This is a genomic window from Pseudocolwellia sp. G5-9 (assembly GCF_055808995.1).
In genome coordinates, this window is the sequence record NZ_CM147893.1 from 4,570,251 (window position 1) to 4,585,896 (window position 15,646).

A 15,646-nucleotide genomic window follows, 5' to 3' on the forward strand; every position below is an offset into this window, starting at 1 on the left:
TAGCGACCGTAGAATGATATTGAATTATTGTGCTAAAATCGCGCCAGAAAAATTTTAACCTAGAGCCAGTGGAAACAAGTTTATTCTCTGTTTCTTACTGAAATACACTGAAATCAATATTTTTATTTGTACTGGTTATGTTCATGCGTAAATGGTTTGAATAAAAATCTTTGATTTTGATACTCCCATCAAAAGTAGTGCAAGTGTTTATGATTACAATAAAAAAAGGTCTGGATGTACCTGTAGTTGGTTCGCCCCAACAAGTGATCCACGATGGCAATGCCATTAAAACCGTTGCAACACTAGGTGAAGAGTTTGTGGGTATGCGACCTACCATGTTTGTTAAAGTGGAAGATCGTGTTAAAAAAGGTCAGGTTCTTTTTGAAGATAAAAAGAACCCTGGCGTTAAATTCACAGCTCAAGCATCAGGTGTTGTAAAAGAAATCAACCGTGGTGAAAAACGTGTTTTACAATCAGTTGTTATCGAAATAGATGGCAATGAAAAAGAGACGTTTCCAAGCTACTCAGCAAATGAACTATCTAAACTAGATCGTCAAGATGTTGTAAATAACCTCGTTAATTCTGGGTTATGGGCAGCATTACGAACGCGTCCGTATAGTAAAGTTCCTGCTATTGATTCAACACCAACAGCCATTTTTGTTAGCGCAATGGATACAAACCCAAATGCAGCTGATCCTGAAGTTATTATTAACGAACAGGCAGAAGCATTTAAACAAGGTTTAATTATTCTTTCACGCTTAACTGAAGGCGATATTTTTGTTAGCAAAGCACCAGGAGCGAATATTCCTGTTGAAGCTAATGTAAAAGTAAATGAGTTTGCAGGTAAACATCCTGCTGGCCTTGTTGGTACGCAAATACACTTTTTAAAACCAGTAAGCGCTGACAAATTTGTTTGGCATCTTGGTTACCAAGACGTTATTGCATTTGGTAAGTTATTTACTACTGGTGAACTTGATTGTACGCGTGTTATTTCATTGGCGGGTCCTGCTGCTAAAAATCCTCGTTTAGTAAGAACCCTATTAGGTGCTTCAACTGCTGAATTAACTGAAAATGAAGTTAAGCCTGGTGAGTTACGTGTTGTTTCTGGTTCATTGTTATCAGGTTCTACGGCTAAAGGTGTTCATGGTTATTTAGGTCGTTACCACGTTCAAATTTCTTTAATTTTAGAAGGTCGTGAAAAAGAATTTATTGGTTATATGTACCCAGGACCAAATAAATTCTCAGTAACTCGTGCATATATGTCTCATTTCTTCCCTAAGAAATTATTCAATATGACAACTACAACCAATGGTAGTCCGCGAGCAATGGTTCCAATTGGAAACTACGAACGTGTAATGCCATTAGATATTTTACCAACTTTGTTGTTACGTGATTTAGCTGCTGGTGATACCGATAGTGCGCAACAACTTGGTGCTTTAGAGCTAGATGAAGAAGATTTAGCGCTTTGTACGTTTGTTTGTCCAGGCAAAACAGATTACGGCGTTCTACTTCGTGATTGCCTAACCATAATTGAGAAGGAAGGTTAGTCATGGGTGTCAAAAAGTTTATTGAAGATATAGAGCCGCATTTTGAAAAAGGCGGTAAACATGAGAAATGGTTTGCTCTCTACGAAGCCGTAGCGACTGGCTTATTTACTCCAGGTTACGTTAACAAAGGCAAAACTCACGTACGTGATAGTATTGACCTTAAACGTATCATGATCACTGTTTGGTTAGCCGTATTTCCTGCCATGTTTTTTGGTATGTACAATATTGGTTTTCAAGCAACTGAAGCATTAGCTGCTGGTTATGCTTTACCTGATACATGGCAAGTAGGCCTATTTGAAACACTAGGTGGTAGCTTAGCTGCTGATACTGGTTGGTTTGGAATGATGCTCTACGGAGCAGTGTTCTTTTTACCTATATATGCCGTAACATTTATTGTTGGTGGTTTCTGGGAAGTTCTTTTTGCAGCTGTACGTAAGCATGAAGTTAACGAAGGTTTCTTCGTAAGCTCAATCTTATTTGCATTAATTGTTCCTGCAACTATTCCATTATGGCAAGTGGCTATCGGTATTACTTTTGGTGTTGTTGTTGCTAAAGAAATATTTGGTGGAACAGGTAAAAACTTCTTAAACCCAGCGTTAGCGGGTCGTGCATTTTTATTCTTTGCTTATCCAGCACAAATCTCAGGTGATTCAGTTTGGGTTGCTGTTGACGGTTTCTCTGGTGCTACAGCTTTAGCTGCAGGCGCTGCGGCAAACGTTGGTGAAATTAGCTACGCTTTAAATGCTGACTGGTGGAATGCATTCTGGGGCTTTATTCCTGGTTCTGTTGGTGAAGTATCAACATTCGCTATTCTATTAGGTGGTGCATATATCCTTTATAAAGGTATCGCATCATGGCGCATCGTATTAGGTGTGTTTGGTGGTATGGTTGTTACGTCTTTACTATTTAATACCATAGGTAGTGAAACTAACGCAATGTTTGCAATGCCTTGGTATTGGCACTTAGTTGTGGGTGGTTTTGCATTCGGTATGATGTTTATGGCAACAGATCCTGTTTCAGCTTCTTTCACAAACACAGGTAAATACTGGTTTGGTGCTTTAGTTGGTGTAATGGTTGTGCTTGTTCGTGTAGTAAACCCTGCATTTCCAGAAGGTATGATGTTAGCTATTTTATTCGCTAACTTGTTTGCTCCTTTATTCGATTACTTTGTTGTACAAGGTAACATCAAACGGAGGCTTGCTCGTAATGTCTAGTAATAAAGAAACTCCTATTAAAACGATTGGTTTTGTACTCGTTGTTTGTTTGGTTTGTGCTGCATTGGTATCAATATCTGCAGTTCAACTGAAACCTTTACAGGTTGCTAACAAGTTACTTGATCAACAAACTAAGATTTTAGAAACAGCTGGTCTATTAGATGTTGCTGGTGATGATATCGTTGCTACGTTTAACAAATATGTTGACGCTAAAATGATTGACCTTGATTCAGGAGAGTTTATTGAAGGTGATCCATTATTATTTGATGAACGCCGTAATTCGCGAGATGCAACTAAATCTGAAAAACCTGAGAATGATATTGCAGGTATCAACCGTCGTTCTAATAACGCTGTTGTTTACTTAGTACGTAATGATGAAGGTGAAGTTAACACGATTGTTCTTCCTATCGTCGGTTCAGGTTTGTGGGATTTAATGTACGGTTACGTTGGTTTAGAATCAGATTTAAATACTGTACGTAGTGTTGTGTACTCTGATCATAAAGAAACTCCGGGCCTTGGCGCTGAAGTAATGAATCCTAAGTGGAAAGCATTATGGCCAGGTAAGAAAATTTATGACGAACAAGGTGAACCTAAAGTTCATTTAGTTAAAGGTGGCGCAAAAGCTAACGACATCCATGGTGTTGATGCTTTATCAGGTGCAACTTTAACAAGTAACGGTGTTACACGTACATTACAGTTTTGGTTTGGTGAAGAAGGTTACAAACCTTTTATTGCTAAGTATCGCTCTTCATTAGGTAAGGGAGGTGTTAACTAATGGCTTCAGAAACAAATAAGGTTTTAACTAAACCTATTTTTGACAACAACCCTATAGCGCTTCAAATACTTGGTATTTGTTCTGCTTTAGCGGTAACAAGTTCAATGGCAAATGCATTAGTAATGACATTAGCTGTTATTGTTGTTACGGCATTTTCTAACTTGTTTATTTCGATTATTCGTAATCAAATACCTTCAAGTGTTCGTATTATTGTTCAAATGGCAATCATTGCATCATTAGTAATTGTAGTTGACCAAGTACTTAAGGCCTTTTCTTATCAATTATCGAAAGAGCTTTCTGTATTTGTTGGCTTAATTATTACTAACTGTATCGTTATGGGCCGTGCAGAAGCTTTTGCTATGAAAGAAAAGCCTGGTGTAAGTTTCATGGACGGTATCGGTAATGGTCTAGGTTATGGTTTCATACTAATGAGTGTTGCTTTTGTTCGTGAACTATTTGGATTCGGAACAGTCTTTGGTATCGAAATATTATCATTGATTCAAAATGGTGGTTGGTATCAAGCAAATGGCTTATTAGTATTACCATTTAGCTCATTCTTCCTTATTGGTTTCTTAATTTGGGCAATTCGCCAATGGAAACCAGAACAAGTTGAGAAGGATTAGAACTCATGGAACATTATATTAGTTTATTAGTTAAAACGATTTTTATTGAAAACATCGCTTTAAGTTTCTTCCTAGGTATGTGTACTTTCTTAGCTGTATCTAAAAAAGTAAGTACTGCTATGGGGTTGGGTGTAGCTGTTATCGTTGTACTTGGTATTGCGGTTCCAGCTAACCAAATAATCTACCAAGCAATATTAGCGCCTGGTGCTTTAGATTCAATTATGGGGATTACAGACCCTAAAGAAACAATTGATTTAAGTTTCTTATCATTTATAACGTTTATCGGTGTTATTGCTGCATTAGTTCAGATCCTTGAAATGGTGTTAGATAAATACTTCCCTGCGTTATATCAAGCATTAGGTATCTTCTTACCGTTAATTACGGTTAACTGTGCGATTTTTGGTGCGGTATCATTTATGGTATCTAAAAACTTAACGCTAGGTGAATCTGTTGTTTATGGTGTTGGCTCTGGTATCGGTTGGGCATTAGCTATTGTATTGCTTGCTGGTATTCGCGAAAAGATGAAATATTCTGACGTTCCAGATGGCCTTAAAGGTTTGGGTATTACGTTTATTACTGCAGGATTGATGGCTTTTGGCTTTCTTTCTTTCGGTGGTATTTCGTTATAATAAGATTAACAAGGAATACGAGTTGTAACTTGTATTCCCCTAGAAAAGTATAAGGAAAAGTCGATGGAAATCATTCTCGGCGTAGGCATGTTCACTGCGATCGTTATAGCTTTGGTTCTAGTAATCTTATTTGCTAAATCGAAGTTAGTTGCAGAAGGTGACGTGACTATTAGTATAAATGGCGATCCAGATAAAGCAGTTACGACTAGTGCTGGCGGAAAGCTATTAGGCGCACTTGCTGACCAAGGTATTTTTATTCCTTCAGCATGTGGTGGTGGTGGTACTTGTGGACAGTGTCGTGTACATGTTCATTCAGGTGGTGGAGATATTTTACCAACTGAGCAAGGTCATATCACTAAACGTGAAGCTAAAGAAGGTTGTCGTCTTTCATGTCAAGTTGCTGTTAAGCAAGACATGGAAATTGAAGTAGAAGACGAAATCTTTGGTGTTCAACAATGGGAATGTGAAGTTATCTCTAACGATAACAAAGCAACTTTCATTAAAGAACTAAAACTACAAATTCCAAATGGTGAATCTGTACCGTTTAGAGCCGGTGGTTACATTCAAATTGAAGCGCCAGCTCATCACGTTAAATACAGCGATTTTGATATTGATGAACAATACCGTGGCGATTGGAATCATTTTGGCTTTTTTGATGTTGAATCAAAAGTTGATGAACCAACGTTACGTGCATACTCAATGGCTAACTATCCTGAAGAAGAAGGCATTATCATGCTTAACGTGCGTATTGCTACGCCTCCTCCAGGAAGATTACACTTACCAGCAGGTAAAATGTCATCGTACATCTTTAGCTTAAAACCTGGCGATAAAGTTACTATTTCAGGTCCATTTGGTGAATTCTTCGCGAAAGATACCGATGCTGAAATGGTATTTATTGGTGGTGGTGCTGGTATGGCGCCAATGCGTTCTCACATATTCGATCAACTTAAACGTTTAAACTCTAAGCGTAAAATGAGTTTCTGGTATGGTGCACGTTCACTACGTGAAATGTTCTATGAAGATGACTATAACGGCTTAGCGGCTGCTAATGACAACTTTGAATGGCATGTTGCACTTTCAGACCCTCAACCAGAAGATAACTGGGATGGTTTAACAGGTTTTATTCATAACGTATTACATGAACAATACTTGAAAGATCATGAAGCGCCAGAAGATTGTGAGTACTACATGTGTGGTCCACCAATGATGAATGCTGCTGTTATTCATATGCTTAAAGACCTTGGCGTAGAAGATGAGAATATCATGTTAGATGACTTTGGTGGCTAATATTTTATTTTAAGCTGCCTATTGGCACTACTTCAGCGTTGGATGTACTCATTGACTATCGTCAACTCCGTGCATCCGCCTTGAATTAGCACCACTATTCTTCGCTTAACTTTAAAATATAATTCACACTAAAATATTTAATTAATATTTTATTTAAAGGCGACTTAGGTCGCCTTTATTATTTATATAAGTGCAATTTACTATCTAATAGAAGTGCATTTACATAAATAATAATCTTTTGGAAGTTGTATGAAAAACTTAATATTAATCACGCTTGTTTTAACTTTACTGACGGGATGCTTTCCTAGTAAAAACTTAGACAAAAAAGAAGTACTACTGCAAGGTAGAACAATGGGAACCACTTATAATATTAAAGTGATAGTAGAAAACGACTCTATTGATACCCAATTACTACAAAAAGATATAGACAGTGCGCTTGTTAATGTTAACCAAGAAATGTCTACCTATATTCCTGATTCAGAGCTTTCACATTTTAATCAATTACGATCGTCAGAGCCTGTTACTTTATCTAAAGGTTTAGCGCGTGTTATTGAAGAAGCTATTCGTTTAGGTAAATTAAGTAATGGTAAGTTAGATGTTACCGTAGGGCCTTTAGTAAACTTATGGGGATTTGGTCCTGAATATCGTCTTGAAAAAGTGCCTTCTGATGAGTTACTCGAACAAACTAAAAGTAAAGTAGGTATTGAAAATATTGAGTTAGTAGATGGTCGATTAAGTAAAAAAATTGATGAACTCTATATTGATTTATCTACCATTGCTAAAGGCTACGGAGTCGATCTAATTGCCGAGTTAGTGGAAAGCAGAGGCATACACAACTACTTAGTAGAAATTGGTGGTGAAATGCGTTTAAAAGGCTTTAAAGATACTGGCGAGTTATGGCATATCGCTATAGAGAAACCAGTAACAACCGAACGCGCTGTTCAGCAAGTTGTTGTTCCTAAAAATAACGCTGTTGCTACTTCTGGTGATTATAGAAATTATTTCGAATCTAACGGGCAACGTTTTTCTCATATTATTGATCCTGCTACAGGAAAACCTATTAATCATAAGTTAGTCTCTGTAACGGTAATTCATCCATCATCAATGACGGCTGATGGTTTATCTACAGCATTAATGGTGATGGGCGAAAAAGAAGCGTTAGCTTTTGCAGAAGAAAATGAAATAGCTGCTTACTTTATTAGTAAATCAGAAAATGGCTTTGTTGAGCAAAGCACGGTAAAATTTGCTCAATATCTTAAATAAAAAAAATTAAGCGAGAATATTGTTTACATATACTCGGTCTATATTAAAAGTTGTGCTTTAAATAGAATAAAGCATGAATACATTTGAACAAAATATTAAGGTTACATTGTGGGTATCTTTTTAATTACATTATGTTTTTTTCTCGTGGTTGTTGCTGCAATGGCCGTTGGTTATATTTTTCAAAATAAAACACTTGCGGGCTCTTGTGGTGGTTTATCTTCAATGGGCATTGAAAAAGCTTGTGACTGTGATAACCCGTGTGAAAAAAGAATTGAACGTGAAAAAGCCGCTGCTCTTAACGAAAATTCTATAGATATTAAAAATATCTAATTATAGTCGACTATTTTAACGACCTAATAGCTTTACAGCTTTATATCACTCCAACAATTAAATAAGTGGTGCAGCATGTATCACTTATTTCTTCGTTCATTATCTTCCTCATTGTAAATACCTAACAACTCCTTTAAACTGTTTTTATATACAGTGCTTTGAGTTTTCTATGGTTCGTAAAATTATTCATATCGATATGGATTGTTTCTATGCCGCAGTAGAAATGAGAGATAATCCTGAATTAAAAAATGTGCCTATGGCCGTTGGCGGTAATGGTCCTCGCAGTGTTTTATCCACTTCTAATTATATAGCTCGCCAATATGGTGTACGTTCAGCTATGCCAAACGCTAAAGCCTTTATGTTATGCCCTGATCTTATTATTGTGAATGGCAGAATGGATGTATATAAAGAAATATCGGTAAAAATTAGAGCTATCTTCCAAAAGTATACAGACCTAATAGAACCTTTATCATTAGACGAAGCTTATTTAGATGTTACCGACTCTAAACACTGTCAAGGTAGCGCGACACTTATTGCTGAACAGATCAGACAAGATATTTTTGATGAACTCAATCTTACCGCTTCAGCAGGTATAGCTCCCAATAAATTTTTAGCCAAAATTGCCAGCGACGAAAATAAACCTAACGGACAATGTGTTATTACGCCTGACAAAGTTAACGACTTTGTTGAAAAAATGTCGCTCAGTAAAATTCCCGGTGTAGGCAAAGTAACGTTTGAAAAACTTAAAGCACATGGCTTAGAGTTTGGGCGAGATGTTATTGCCTACGAAAAATCTGAACTTATTAATAAGTTTGGTAAATTAGGCATCTCTTTATGGCATAAATGTCATGGCGTAGATAATAGAGAAGTGGTTACTAGTCGAATACGTAAGTCTGTAGGTGTTGAGAGAACCTTTGCTCACGATATTAGCTCAGTAGAAGAACTGAGTGAGTATATGCATGAAAAGCTGATTCCTGAGCTAAAGCGGCGTTCTGAATCTTATCTTCAAACACGAGATATCAGTAAATTAGGGGTTAAAGTTAAATTCAAAGACTTTCATCAAACCACTAAAGAATTTAAGCATCATAGTTTTGACGATGATATTTTTAATCAGCTTTTACAAGAAGCATTAGCTCGCGGAGAGGGTAAAGCGGTGAGATTATTAGGTGTACATATTGGTTTGGGGGAAGAAGCTGACGAGCAACATCAATTTGAGTTGGAGTTATAAAGAGATTAGGGCTACAGCTAACTTATATTGTTAATGCAGCCCTTAATTAGTTTTAAAATTTAATGGAATTATTACTCAACGTTTAACACTACTTTGATTGTTGCTGATGCAAGGTTAGCAACATCATATACAATGATCTCGTCGTGATATATACCAGAAGCTAACGTGTTGTAATCGACTAAGGTAATAATAAGCTCACTTGGCTTTTCAGTATCTTTAGTTCCTACTATCCAATCTTCATTTCTTAAGGCTTGCCAGCCACTATCAATATTGCCTAAATTAACAATAAACTGTTCATCTTCCGGTTTAGCTAACGGTACATTAAAGGTTACTTCAAGTGTGTCAGGCATAAATGGCGCTATGTTGGCAGTAATATTATTACTTGATTTATCGTTTGTTATTATGTGTTGAGCACTGAGTGAAAAACTAATATCAACAGGCGATATATTAAATAATTGAGTATTGTTAGAGGCAGAAATACTCGACATTAATTGTTGTTGCGTACTGTAGGTATTAATGTGTGTTTCATACAATATAGGTGAAGTATTAGGTACTTTAATTGTTCTTATATAATGAGGCTGATTAAGGCTATTTAGGTAAACAGAGTGAGTAACTATATTATCTTCACTTGAGGTTATATCTTCATTTACAATTGTTTCAGTGGCTTGATCCGCTCTTAGTACCGTTTCTTCTTTCGCTAATAAACCATTATCAGTAAAGCTTGTACCATCAAAACTCAGCCATTCAGATGTTTTACTCACAAGGTATAGATTTTTTTCATCGTTAGTTACGGCTAAATCTATAATAGGTTCTTCATCAGGCAGACTCGTAGGGTGGTAACTATGAGTTAAGTTAGTGGCTACTTTTTCTGTGGTATAGTCGTTTACTTCAACTTTAAATCTTTTTATTTTAGATAAACTCGAATCCGTATTATCAATTGCAAATACACTATGAGTTAATTCAGCAACTGCAATTTTAGTTGGGTTAAATCCTTCTTCATTATTAAAGTAAAGGCTTTTTAAGTTTTCGTCTGCAAACTCTAAAGCGGTTGTTAATACAAAATATCGGCCAGACAATCTAACGATACGATCAGGTGCAGCAACTATCGTCCAATCTTCAATTTCACTTATGGTATTGTCTGCTAAGTTGATTCTATATCTATGGGTAACCGTAGATGTTTCATCATCACTCGTTGTTGTTTCAGTTGCTTGAGCTAGCAAGTAGGTGCCTTGTGGGTGCATAACAAACTGTGCTACTTGGGTGCCTTCAGGTGAAGCAATTAAAGTATTAAGCAATTCCCCCGTGTAAATATTAAACACTTTAATTTCATTATTTACACCAACATATACCAAAGGCTGCGAAGGAGATGTTGCAATCGCATTAGTGTTTACTAAAACATTACTCAGATCTATATCTTGTTTTTCAGTTAAGGTAGTTGAATGAAATAAACTTACGCTTACAACATCAGTAATAGCTTCGTTTGTAGTATTTGATTCAATACTAATGTCGGCTAGTGATGTTGCATTTTCAGTTACCTTTGAAGTATCTGCGCTTATTTTAAGGGTATTTCCATCTGCTAAAGGCGTTAAAGTTAGCCAATCAGCCGTTGTAGTTGCTGTCCAATCAATCACTTTTTCTGCATTGTTTGATACAGATATAACCGTTTCAGTTATGTTGCTATTAGGCGTAGAAACTAAAGCAACATGCGGTTGGCTAGCAAAAAGGTAAGTGTTATCTAACCCTAGTTCTACAGGAATAATAAACTCTTCACCTGTTGTCGTATTTTTTAATGTGATGTCAGTTTGTTGTAAACCTGAATCGGTAAAAGAGCTGATATCAGCTGAACTGGTTAGTGTCAGAGTTTTAGTTTCAGTATCTTTATCTAAAACAGGTGTTAGCCAAGCCGCTGTTGTAGAAGCTTCCCAAGTATCATCGGTTGAATTAAGAAGAGTAATAGTTTGGCTTGCTATGTTATTTTGTCCCGCAACTGATTTAAAACTAAAAGCTGGAGCAATTAATATCGAAACATCTATATCATGATGAACAAGATCAACACTGTTGCCTTCAATACTGCCAGTAGAGAGCCTAACTTTAGTTTGATATAAATTAGGTATATATAGATCACTATCTAAAAGCTCAACATAAACCGTTGCGGAATTGTCGGTTACATTCTCTGTTCTAAACTTTATCCAAGATAGTGGTGTTGAATCGGGAGAAAAACCGACTAATAAGCCATCACCAGAAAATTCAACGTCAACTTTTAAAGATTGAGTCGACTTTTCCTGCGCTACCGCGCTAAAGGTTAACGATGTTTTGTCAGCTGAAATTGAATAACGTTCTTTGTCACTTGAACCACCACATGATTGCAATACAACCAATAAGCCAGCTAGAAGAATATTTCGAATGGTTAACATGTTTTTTAACATACAGATCCCTGTTTAGTTTTACAGCTTTTTGGACTGTTTTTATATGACTATATTTTGCGTGATCATCATGCAAATGTAAAAGCTATTTATTCTCTTGTTTATTTGCTTAAAATATTCAGTAAAATAAGCCTACTCATTGTATAGGTTTTAATTTAATTGAATAAAAGTATTTTACATTCCGCTATCGGGTTGTTATCTCGTAGAGAACACTCCACAAAAGAATTAACGCAAAAGCTTTTATTGAGAAAATTTGAGCTAGAAGAAATAACGCCGGTTATTGAATACCTTATTGAAGAAAACTACCTAAGCCATGAACGCTTTGCTGAAAGCGTTTTTAGAACGCGTGTAAATAGAGGTTATGGTTGGTTGTATATTAAAAATGAATTAACGCAAAAAGGTATTAGTTCATCATTAATTTCTCAATTAAAGAATAATCAGCAAATTGATTGGTATCTTCAGGCCGAGCTTGCGTATAATAAGCGTTTTGGTACAACAGCTGTTATTGATCAAAAAGATAAAGCAAAACGTGCACGATTTTTACAAAGCAGAGGTTTTTCCTCTGATGAAATTTTCGCTATTTTGTAAGTAACTACAATACGAATATAAATAATTAAATGTTAACGAGTTGGATTTCCCATGATTAAAACGAGTGCTGAATTACGTCAAGCATTTTTAGATTTTTACGCATCTAAGCAACATCAAATTGTAGCAAGTAGTTCTTTAGTTCCTGGTAACGACGCTACCTTACTTTTTACCAATGCTGGAATGGTACCATTTAAAGATGTTTTTTTAGGTGCAGAGCAACGTAGTTATACACGTGCTACTTCTTCGCAGCGCTGTGTTAGAGCCGGTGGTAAACACAACGACTTAGAAAATGTGGGATATACAGCTCGTCATCATACATTTTTTGAAATGTTAGGTAACTTTAGTTTTGGCGATTATTTTAAAGAACATGCTATTACTTATGCATGGGAATTTTTAACCACCGTATTAAAATTACCCAAAGAAAAACTGCTAGTAACTGTTTATGAATCAGACGACGAAGCATTTAATTTTTGGGCTGAAAAAATAGGCGTACCTGTAGATAAAATTATTCGTATAGGTGATAAATCTCCAGATAAAAAATACGAATCTGATAACTTTTGGTCAATGGGTGACACTGGGCCATGTGGTCCATGTTCTGAAATATTCTACGATCATGGTGAAGGTATTTTTGGTGGTCCTCCGGGATCTCCTGATGAAGATGGCGATCGCTTTATCGAAATTTGGAACCTTGTTTTTATGCAGTTCAATCGCCAAAGCGATGGAGCAATGGATCCACTTCCTAAACCTTCTGTTGATACAGGTATGGGGCTTGAACGTATTGCGGCTATTATGCAAGGTGTTCACAGCAACTACGAAATTGATATTTTCCAAGGTTTAATTTCTGATATTGCTAACTTGTTAGACTGTAAAGATTTAGAGCATAAATCATTACGTGTAATTGCTGATCATATTCGCTCTTGTAGTTTCTTAATTACTGACGGTGTTATGCCATCAAACGAAGGCCGAGGTTACGTACTTAGACGTATTATTCGTCGTGCAATTCGTCATGGGCATAAGTTAGAAGCTAAAACAGATTTCTTTTATAAAATAGTAGCGTCACTAGCTAAGCAAATGGGCGACGCCTACCCTGAATTAGTTGATCAACAAGCTATTATTGAAAAAATACTGCGTATTGAAGAAGAACAATTTGGCCGTACGCTTGACCGAGGCATGGCATTACTTGAAAACATACTATCTGAAATGAAAGGTAGTGTAATTTCAGGTGAAGACGTATTCAAACTTTACGACACTTACGGATTTCCGGCTGATTTAACCGCTGATATTGCACGCGAACGTGACCTAACTATTGATCAAGACGGTTTTGATCAAGCCATGGCACGTCAACGTGAACGAGCGCAACAAGCTAGCCAATTTGGTACCGATTACAACGAACAGTTAAAATCTGATCAAGTCAGTGATTTTAAAGGCTATACGCAATACCAATTATCATCAACGGTTGTAGAACTTTTTGCTAACGGCGAATCAGTAACAGAGCTGAAAGCGGGTGAACAAGGCGTTGTAATATTAGACCAAACACCATTTTACGCAGAGTCGGGCGGACAAGTAGGTGACTCAGGTGTTTTACGTTCTGACGCTGGCGTATTTGAAGTTAAAGATACCGTTAAAGTAGGTAATGCTTTTGCTCACCAAGGTGTGGCACAAGCAGCAATTAAATTACAACAAAAGGTTAATGCAGAAATTAACCTTGAAAGCCGTAATAATATTGTTAAAAACCATACTGCTACTCATTTACTTCATGCCGCTTTACGTAAAGTACTAGGCGACCATGTTACGCAAAAAGGCTCGTTATGTGATGCTGAAAAACTACGTTTCGATTTCTCTCATTTTGAAGCCGTAACAGCAGAAGAATTGCATACCGTAGAGCGCATGGTAAATAGTGAAATACGTACAAACCATAAACGCAACACCGAATTAATGGCAATAGACCAAGCCAAAGAAAAAGGCGCTATGGCACTATTTGGTGAAAAATATGACGAAGAAGTACGCGTAGTAACACTGGGTGAATTTTCTACCGAATTATGTGGCGGTGTTCATGTAAACCAAACGGGCGATATTGGCTTATTTAAAATAGCGTCTGAATCTGGTATTGCTGCTGGCGTTAGACGTATAGAAGCTTACACAGGTAACGGTGCGTTAAACTTTGTTGACGAACAAGCCAGTGCATTAAGTAAAATTGCGTCAATGGTAAAATCTGACACAAACAGCGCAGCAAGCAAAGTAGAGCTACTTATTAGTAAAGGTAAGCAACTTGAAAAAGAAATTGCCCAGCTAAAACAAACATTAGCGGCTCAAGCAGGTTCTGACTTAGTTAGCCAAGCAATCGACATTAATGGTATTAAAGTACTTATTGCGAATCTGGAAAACGCCGAAGCTAAATCATTACGTGGTATGGTAGACGACCTTAAAAACAAAATGGGCTCAGCTATTATCTTTTTAGCAACAGCTAACGACGATAAAGTGAGCTTAATTGCAGGTGTAACTAAAGACTTAACCAATAACGTTAAAGCGGGCGAATTAGTTAATGTAGTAGCCCAGCAAGTAGGTGGTAAAGGTGGCGGACGTCCAGACATGGCGCAAGCCGGTGGTAGCCAACCAGAAAACCTAGTAGCAGCACTTGCAACCGTTAAACCATGGTTAGAAGAAAAATTAGGTTAATAGCGCTTACTTAAATTAAATAAGAGTGAAACAACCTAAACATAAAAAGACGCATCCTGCGTCTTTTTTTATAGCAGTAATATTTTATATACATTAAGGATGAACAATGAACTTTCAAAAATTTAATATCCCAGTAAAAACGATTATATTTCTAATCGTCGGTTTTATTTTACTGATGGGGTCTATTTATACCGTTAACGAAGGGCATATAGGGATAGTTAAACGTTTCAGCGAAGCTAAAGAACAAGTAAACCCTGGGCTACACTTTAAAGTACCTTTTATTGATAGCGTAGAAGAAATAGAAGTAAGAACACGCAAAAACGAAGAAAGAATGGCCTCTAGCACAAAAGAACAAATGCCTGTTACGGTTAGTGTGTCTGTTAACTGGACTGTAGATAAAGCAGCTGCATTAGAGCTATTTAGACAATACGGCGGCCTTTCGCAATTTGAAAGCAGAATATTAGATCCAAGGTTTAGATCCGCAACGAAAGACGTGATCCCACGCTTTGATGCAGAAAAGCTTATTCAAGACAGAGCGAGCGCGATTCAAGCCATTGAAGCTAACTTAATTGAAGAGATGAAAGACTTCCCAGTAACAGTGGATAACATTCAAATTGAAAACATTCAGCTACCTGCTAAGTACTTAACATCTATTGAAACTAAGCAAACAGAAAAAAACTTAGCGGCAGCCGAAGAACATAAACTCGCAAGACAAAACCTAGAAGCACAACGAGACGTAAACACCGCTAAAGCAAAAGCTGATGGTATTAAATTAGTCGCTATTGCAGAAGCAGAATCTATTCGTATTAAAGGTTTAGCTGAAGCCGAAGCCATTACAGCAAAAGCGAAAGCATTAGGCGACAACCCATTAATTGTTAAGTTAACAGAAGCTCAAAATTGGGACGGTAAATTACCTTCAACCATGTTAGGTGGGCAGAACATGCCTATTTTAGATATGCGAGCTAAATAACCTTAGCTCGGGATAAGCAAAGTTACTCAACAAGCTATTTTTATGCCTAACTTCGTTGAATTTATTACTAATAGCTAGCTATTAGATAGAAAA

Annotated in this window: 13 protein-coding genes; 12 read left to right on the top strand and 1 reads right to left on the bottom strand. The window is 36.8% G+C overall.

Annotated elements, in window-relative coordinates; translation table 11 throughout:
- The first annotated feature begins 209 nt into the window (after positions 1-209).
- The 9 genes from AC0L5Q_RS19910 to dinB all read left to right on the top strand — a co-directional run bounded on the left by AC0L5Q_RS19910 (position 210) and on the right by dinB (position 8,896).
- Positions 210-1,547 (top strand): Na(+)-translocating NADH-quinone reductase subunit A, encoded by a 1,338-nt coding sequence (locus AC0L5Q_RS19910; RefSeq protein ID WP_473613284.1) that lies wholly within the window; start codon positions 210-212, stop codon positions 1,545-1,547.
- Positions 1,548-1,549: 2 nt separating this feature from the next.
- Entirely contained in the window at positions 1,550-2,761 is a 1,212-nt protein-coding gene (locus AC0L5Q_RS19915) for an NADH:ubiquinone reductase (Na(+)-transporting) subunit B (protein WP_473613285.1), read from the top strand.
- Positions 2,754-3,536, top strand: coding sequence for a Na(+)-translocating NADH-quinone reductase subunit C (locus AC0L5Q_RS19920; protein WP_473613286.1), 783 nt, complete (start codon positions 2,754-2,756; stop codon positions 3,534-3,536). The genes AC0L5Q_RS19915 and AC0L5Q_RS19920 overlap by 8 nt, the downstream gene beginning before the upstream one ends.
- On the top strand, positions 3,536-4,159 hold the full coding sequence (locus AC0L5Q_RS19925) for an NADH:ubiquinone reductase (Na(+)-transporting) subunit D (RefSeq protein WP_473613287.1): 624 nt from the start codon (positions 3,536-3,538) through the stop codon (positions 4,157-4,159). Before AC0L5Q_RS19920 ends, AC0L5Q_RS19925 begins: the two co-directional genes overlap by 1 nt.
- 5 nt (positions 4,160-4,164) lie before the next feature.
- The gene (gene nqrE / locus AC0L5Q_RS19930) at positions 4,165-4,788 is read left to right on the top strand and encodes an NADH:ubiquinone reductase (Na(+)-transporting) subunit E (protein ID WP_076418586.1); all 624 of its coding nucleotides are present in this window, start codon (positions 4,165-4,167) and stop codon (positions 4,786-4,788) included.
- A 63-nt stretch (positions 4,789-4,851) separates the two neighbouring features.
- On the top strand, positions 4,852-6,075 hold the full coding sequence (nqrF, locus tag AC0L5Q_RS19935) for an NADH:ubiquinone reductase (Na(+)-transporting) subunit F (RefSeq protein WP_077338002.1): 1,224 nt from the start codon (positions 4,852-4,854) through the stop codon (positions 6,073-6,075).
- A 249-nt stretch (positions 6,076-6,324) separates the two neighbouring features.
- The gene (locus tag AC0L5Q_RS19940) at positions 6,325-7,338 is read left to right on the top strand and encodes an FAD:protein FMN transferase (RefSeq protein ID WP_473613288.1); all 1,014 of its coding nucleotides are present in this window, start codon (positions 6,325-6,327) and stop codon (positions 7,336-7,338) included.
- Between the two features lie 108 nt (positions 7,339-7,446).
- Complete coding sequence (nqrM, locus tag AC0L5Q_RS19945) at positions 7,447-7,668, top strand: (Na+)-NQR maturation NqrM (RefSeq protein WP_076418581.1); 222 nt, start codon at positions 7,447-7,449, stop codon at positions 7,666-7,668.
- Positions 7,669-7,837: 169 nt separating this feature from the next.
- Positions 7,838-8,896, top strand: coding sequence for a DNA polymerase IV (gene dinB / locus AC0L5Q_RS19950; protein WP_473613289.1), 1,059 nt, complete (start codon positions 7,838-7,840; stop codon positions 8,894-8,896).
- Positions 8,897-8,967: 71 nt separating this feature from the next.
- On the opposite strand, the gene AC0L5Q_RS19955 is transcribed toward dinB, so the two are convergent.
- Positions 8,968-11,322, bottom strand: coding sequence for a hypothetical protein (locus AC0L5Q_RS19955; RefSeq protein ID WP_473613290.1), 2,355 nt, complete (start codon positions 11,320-11,322; stop codon positions 8,968-8,970).
- 156 nt (positions 11,323-11,478) lie between these two features.
- Between AC0L5Q_RS19955 and AC0L5Q_RS19960 the strand changes: the two genes are divergently transcribed.
- From AC0L5Q_RS19960 to AC0L5Q_RS19970, 3 genes are all read left to right on the top strand, one after another.
- The gene (locus AC0L5Q_RS19960) at positions 11,479-11,907 is read left to right on the top strand and encodes a regulatory protein RecX (RefSeq protein WP_473613291.1); all 429 of its coding nucleotides are present in this window, start codon (positions 11,479-11,481) and stop codon (positions 11,905-11,907) included.
- A gap of 51 nt (positions 11,908-11,958) precedes the next feature.
- Positions 11,959-14,583 (top strand): alanine--tRNA ligase, encoded by a 2,625-nt coding sequence (gene alaS / locus AC0L5Q_RS19965; RefSeq protein ID WP_473613292.1) that lies wholly within the window; start codon positions 11,959-11,961, stop codon positions 14,581-14,583.
- Between the two features lie 106 nt (positions 14,584-14,689).
- The gene (locus tag AC0L5Q_RS19970; RefSeq protein WP_473613293.1) at positions 14,690-15,553 is read left to right on the top strand and encodes a prohibitin family protein; all 864 of its coding nucleotides are present in this window, start codon (positions 14,690-14,692) and stop codon (positions 15,551-15,553) included.
- Positions 15,554-15,646 lie beyond the last annotated feature (93 nt).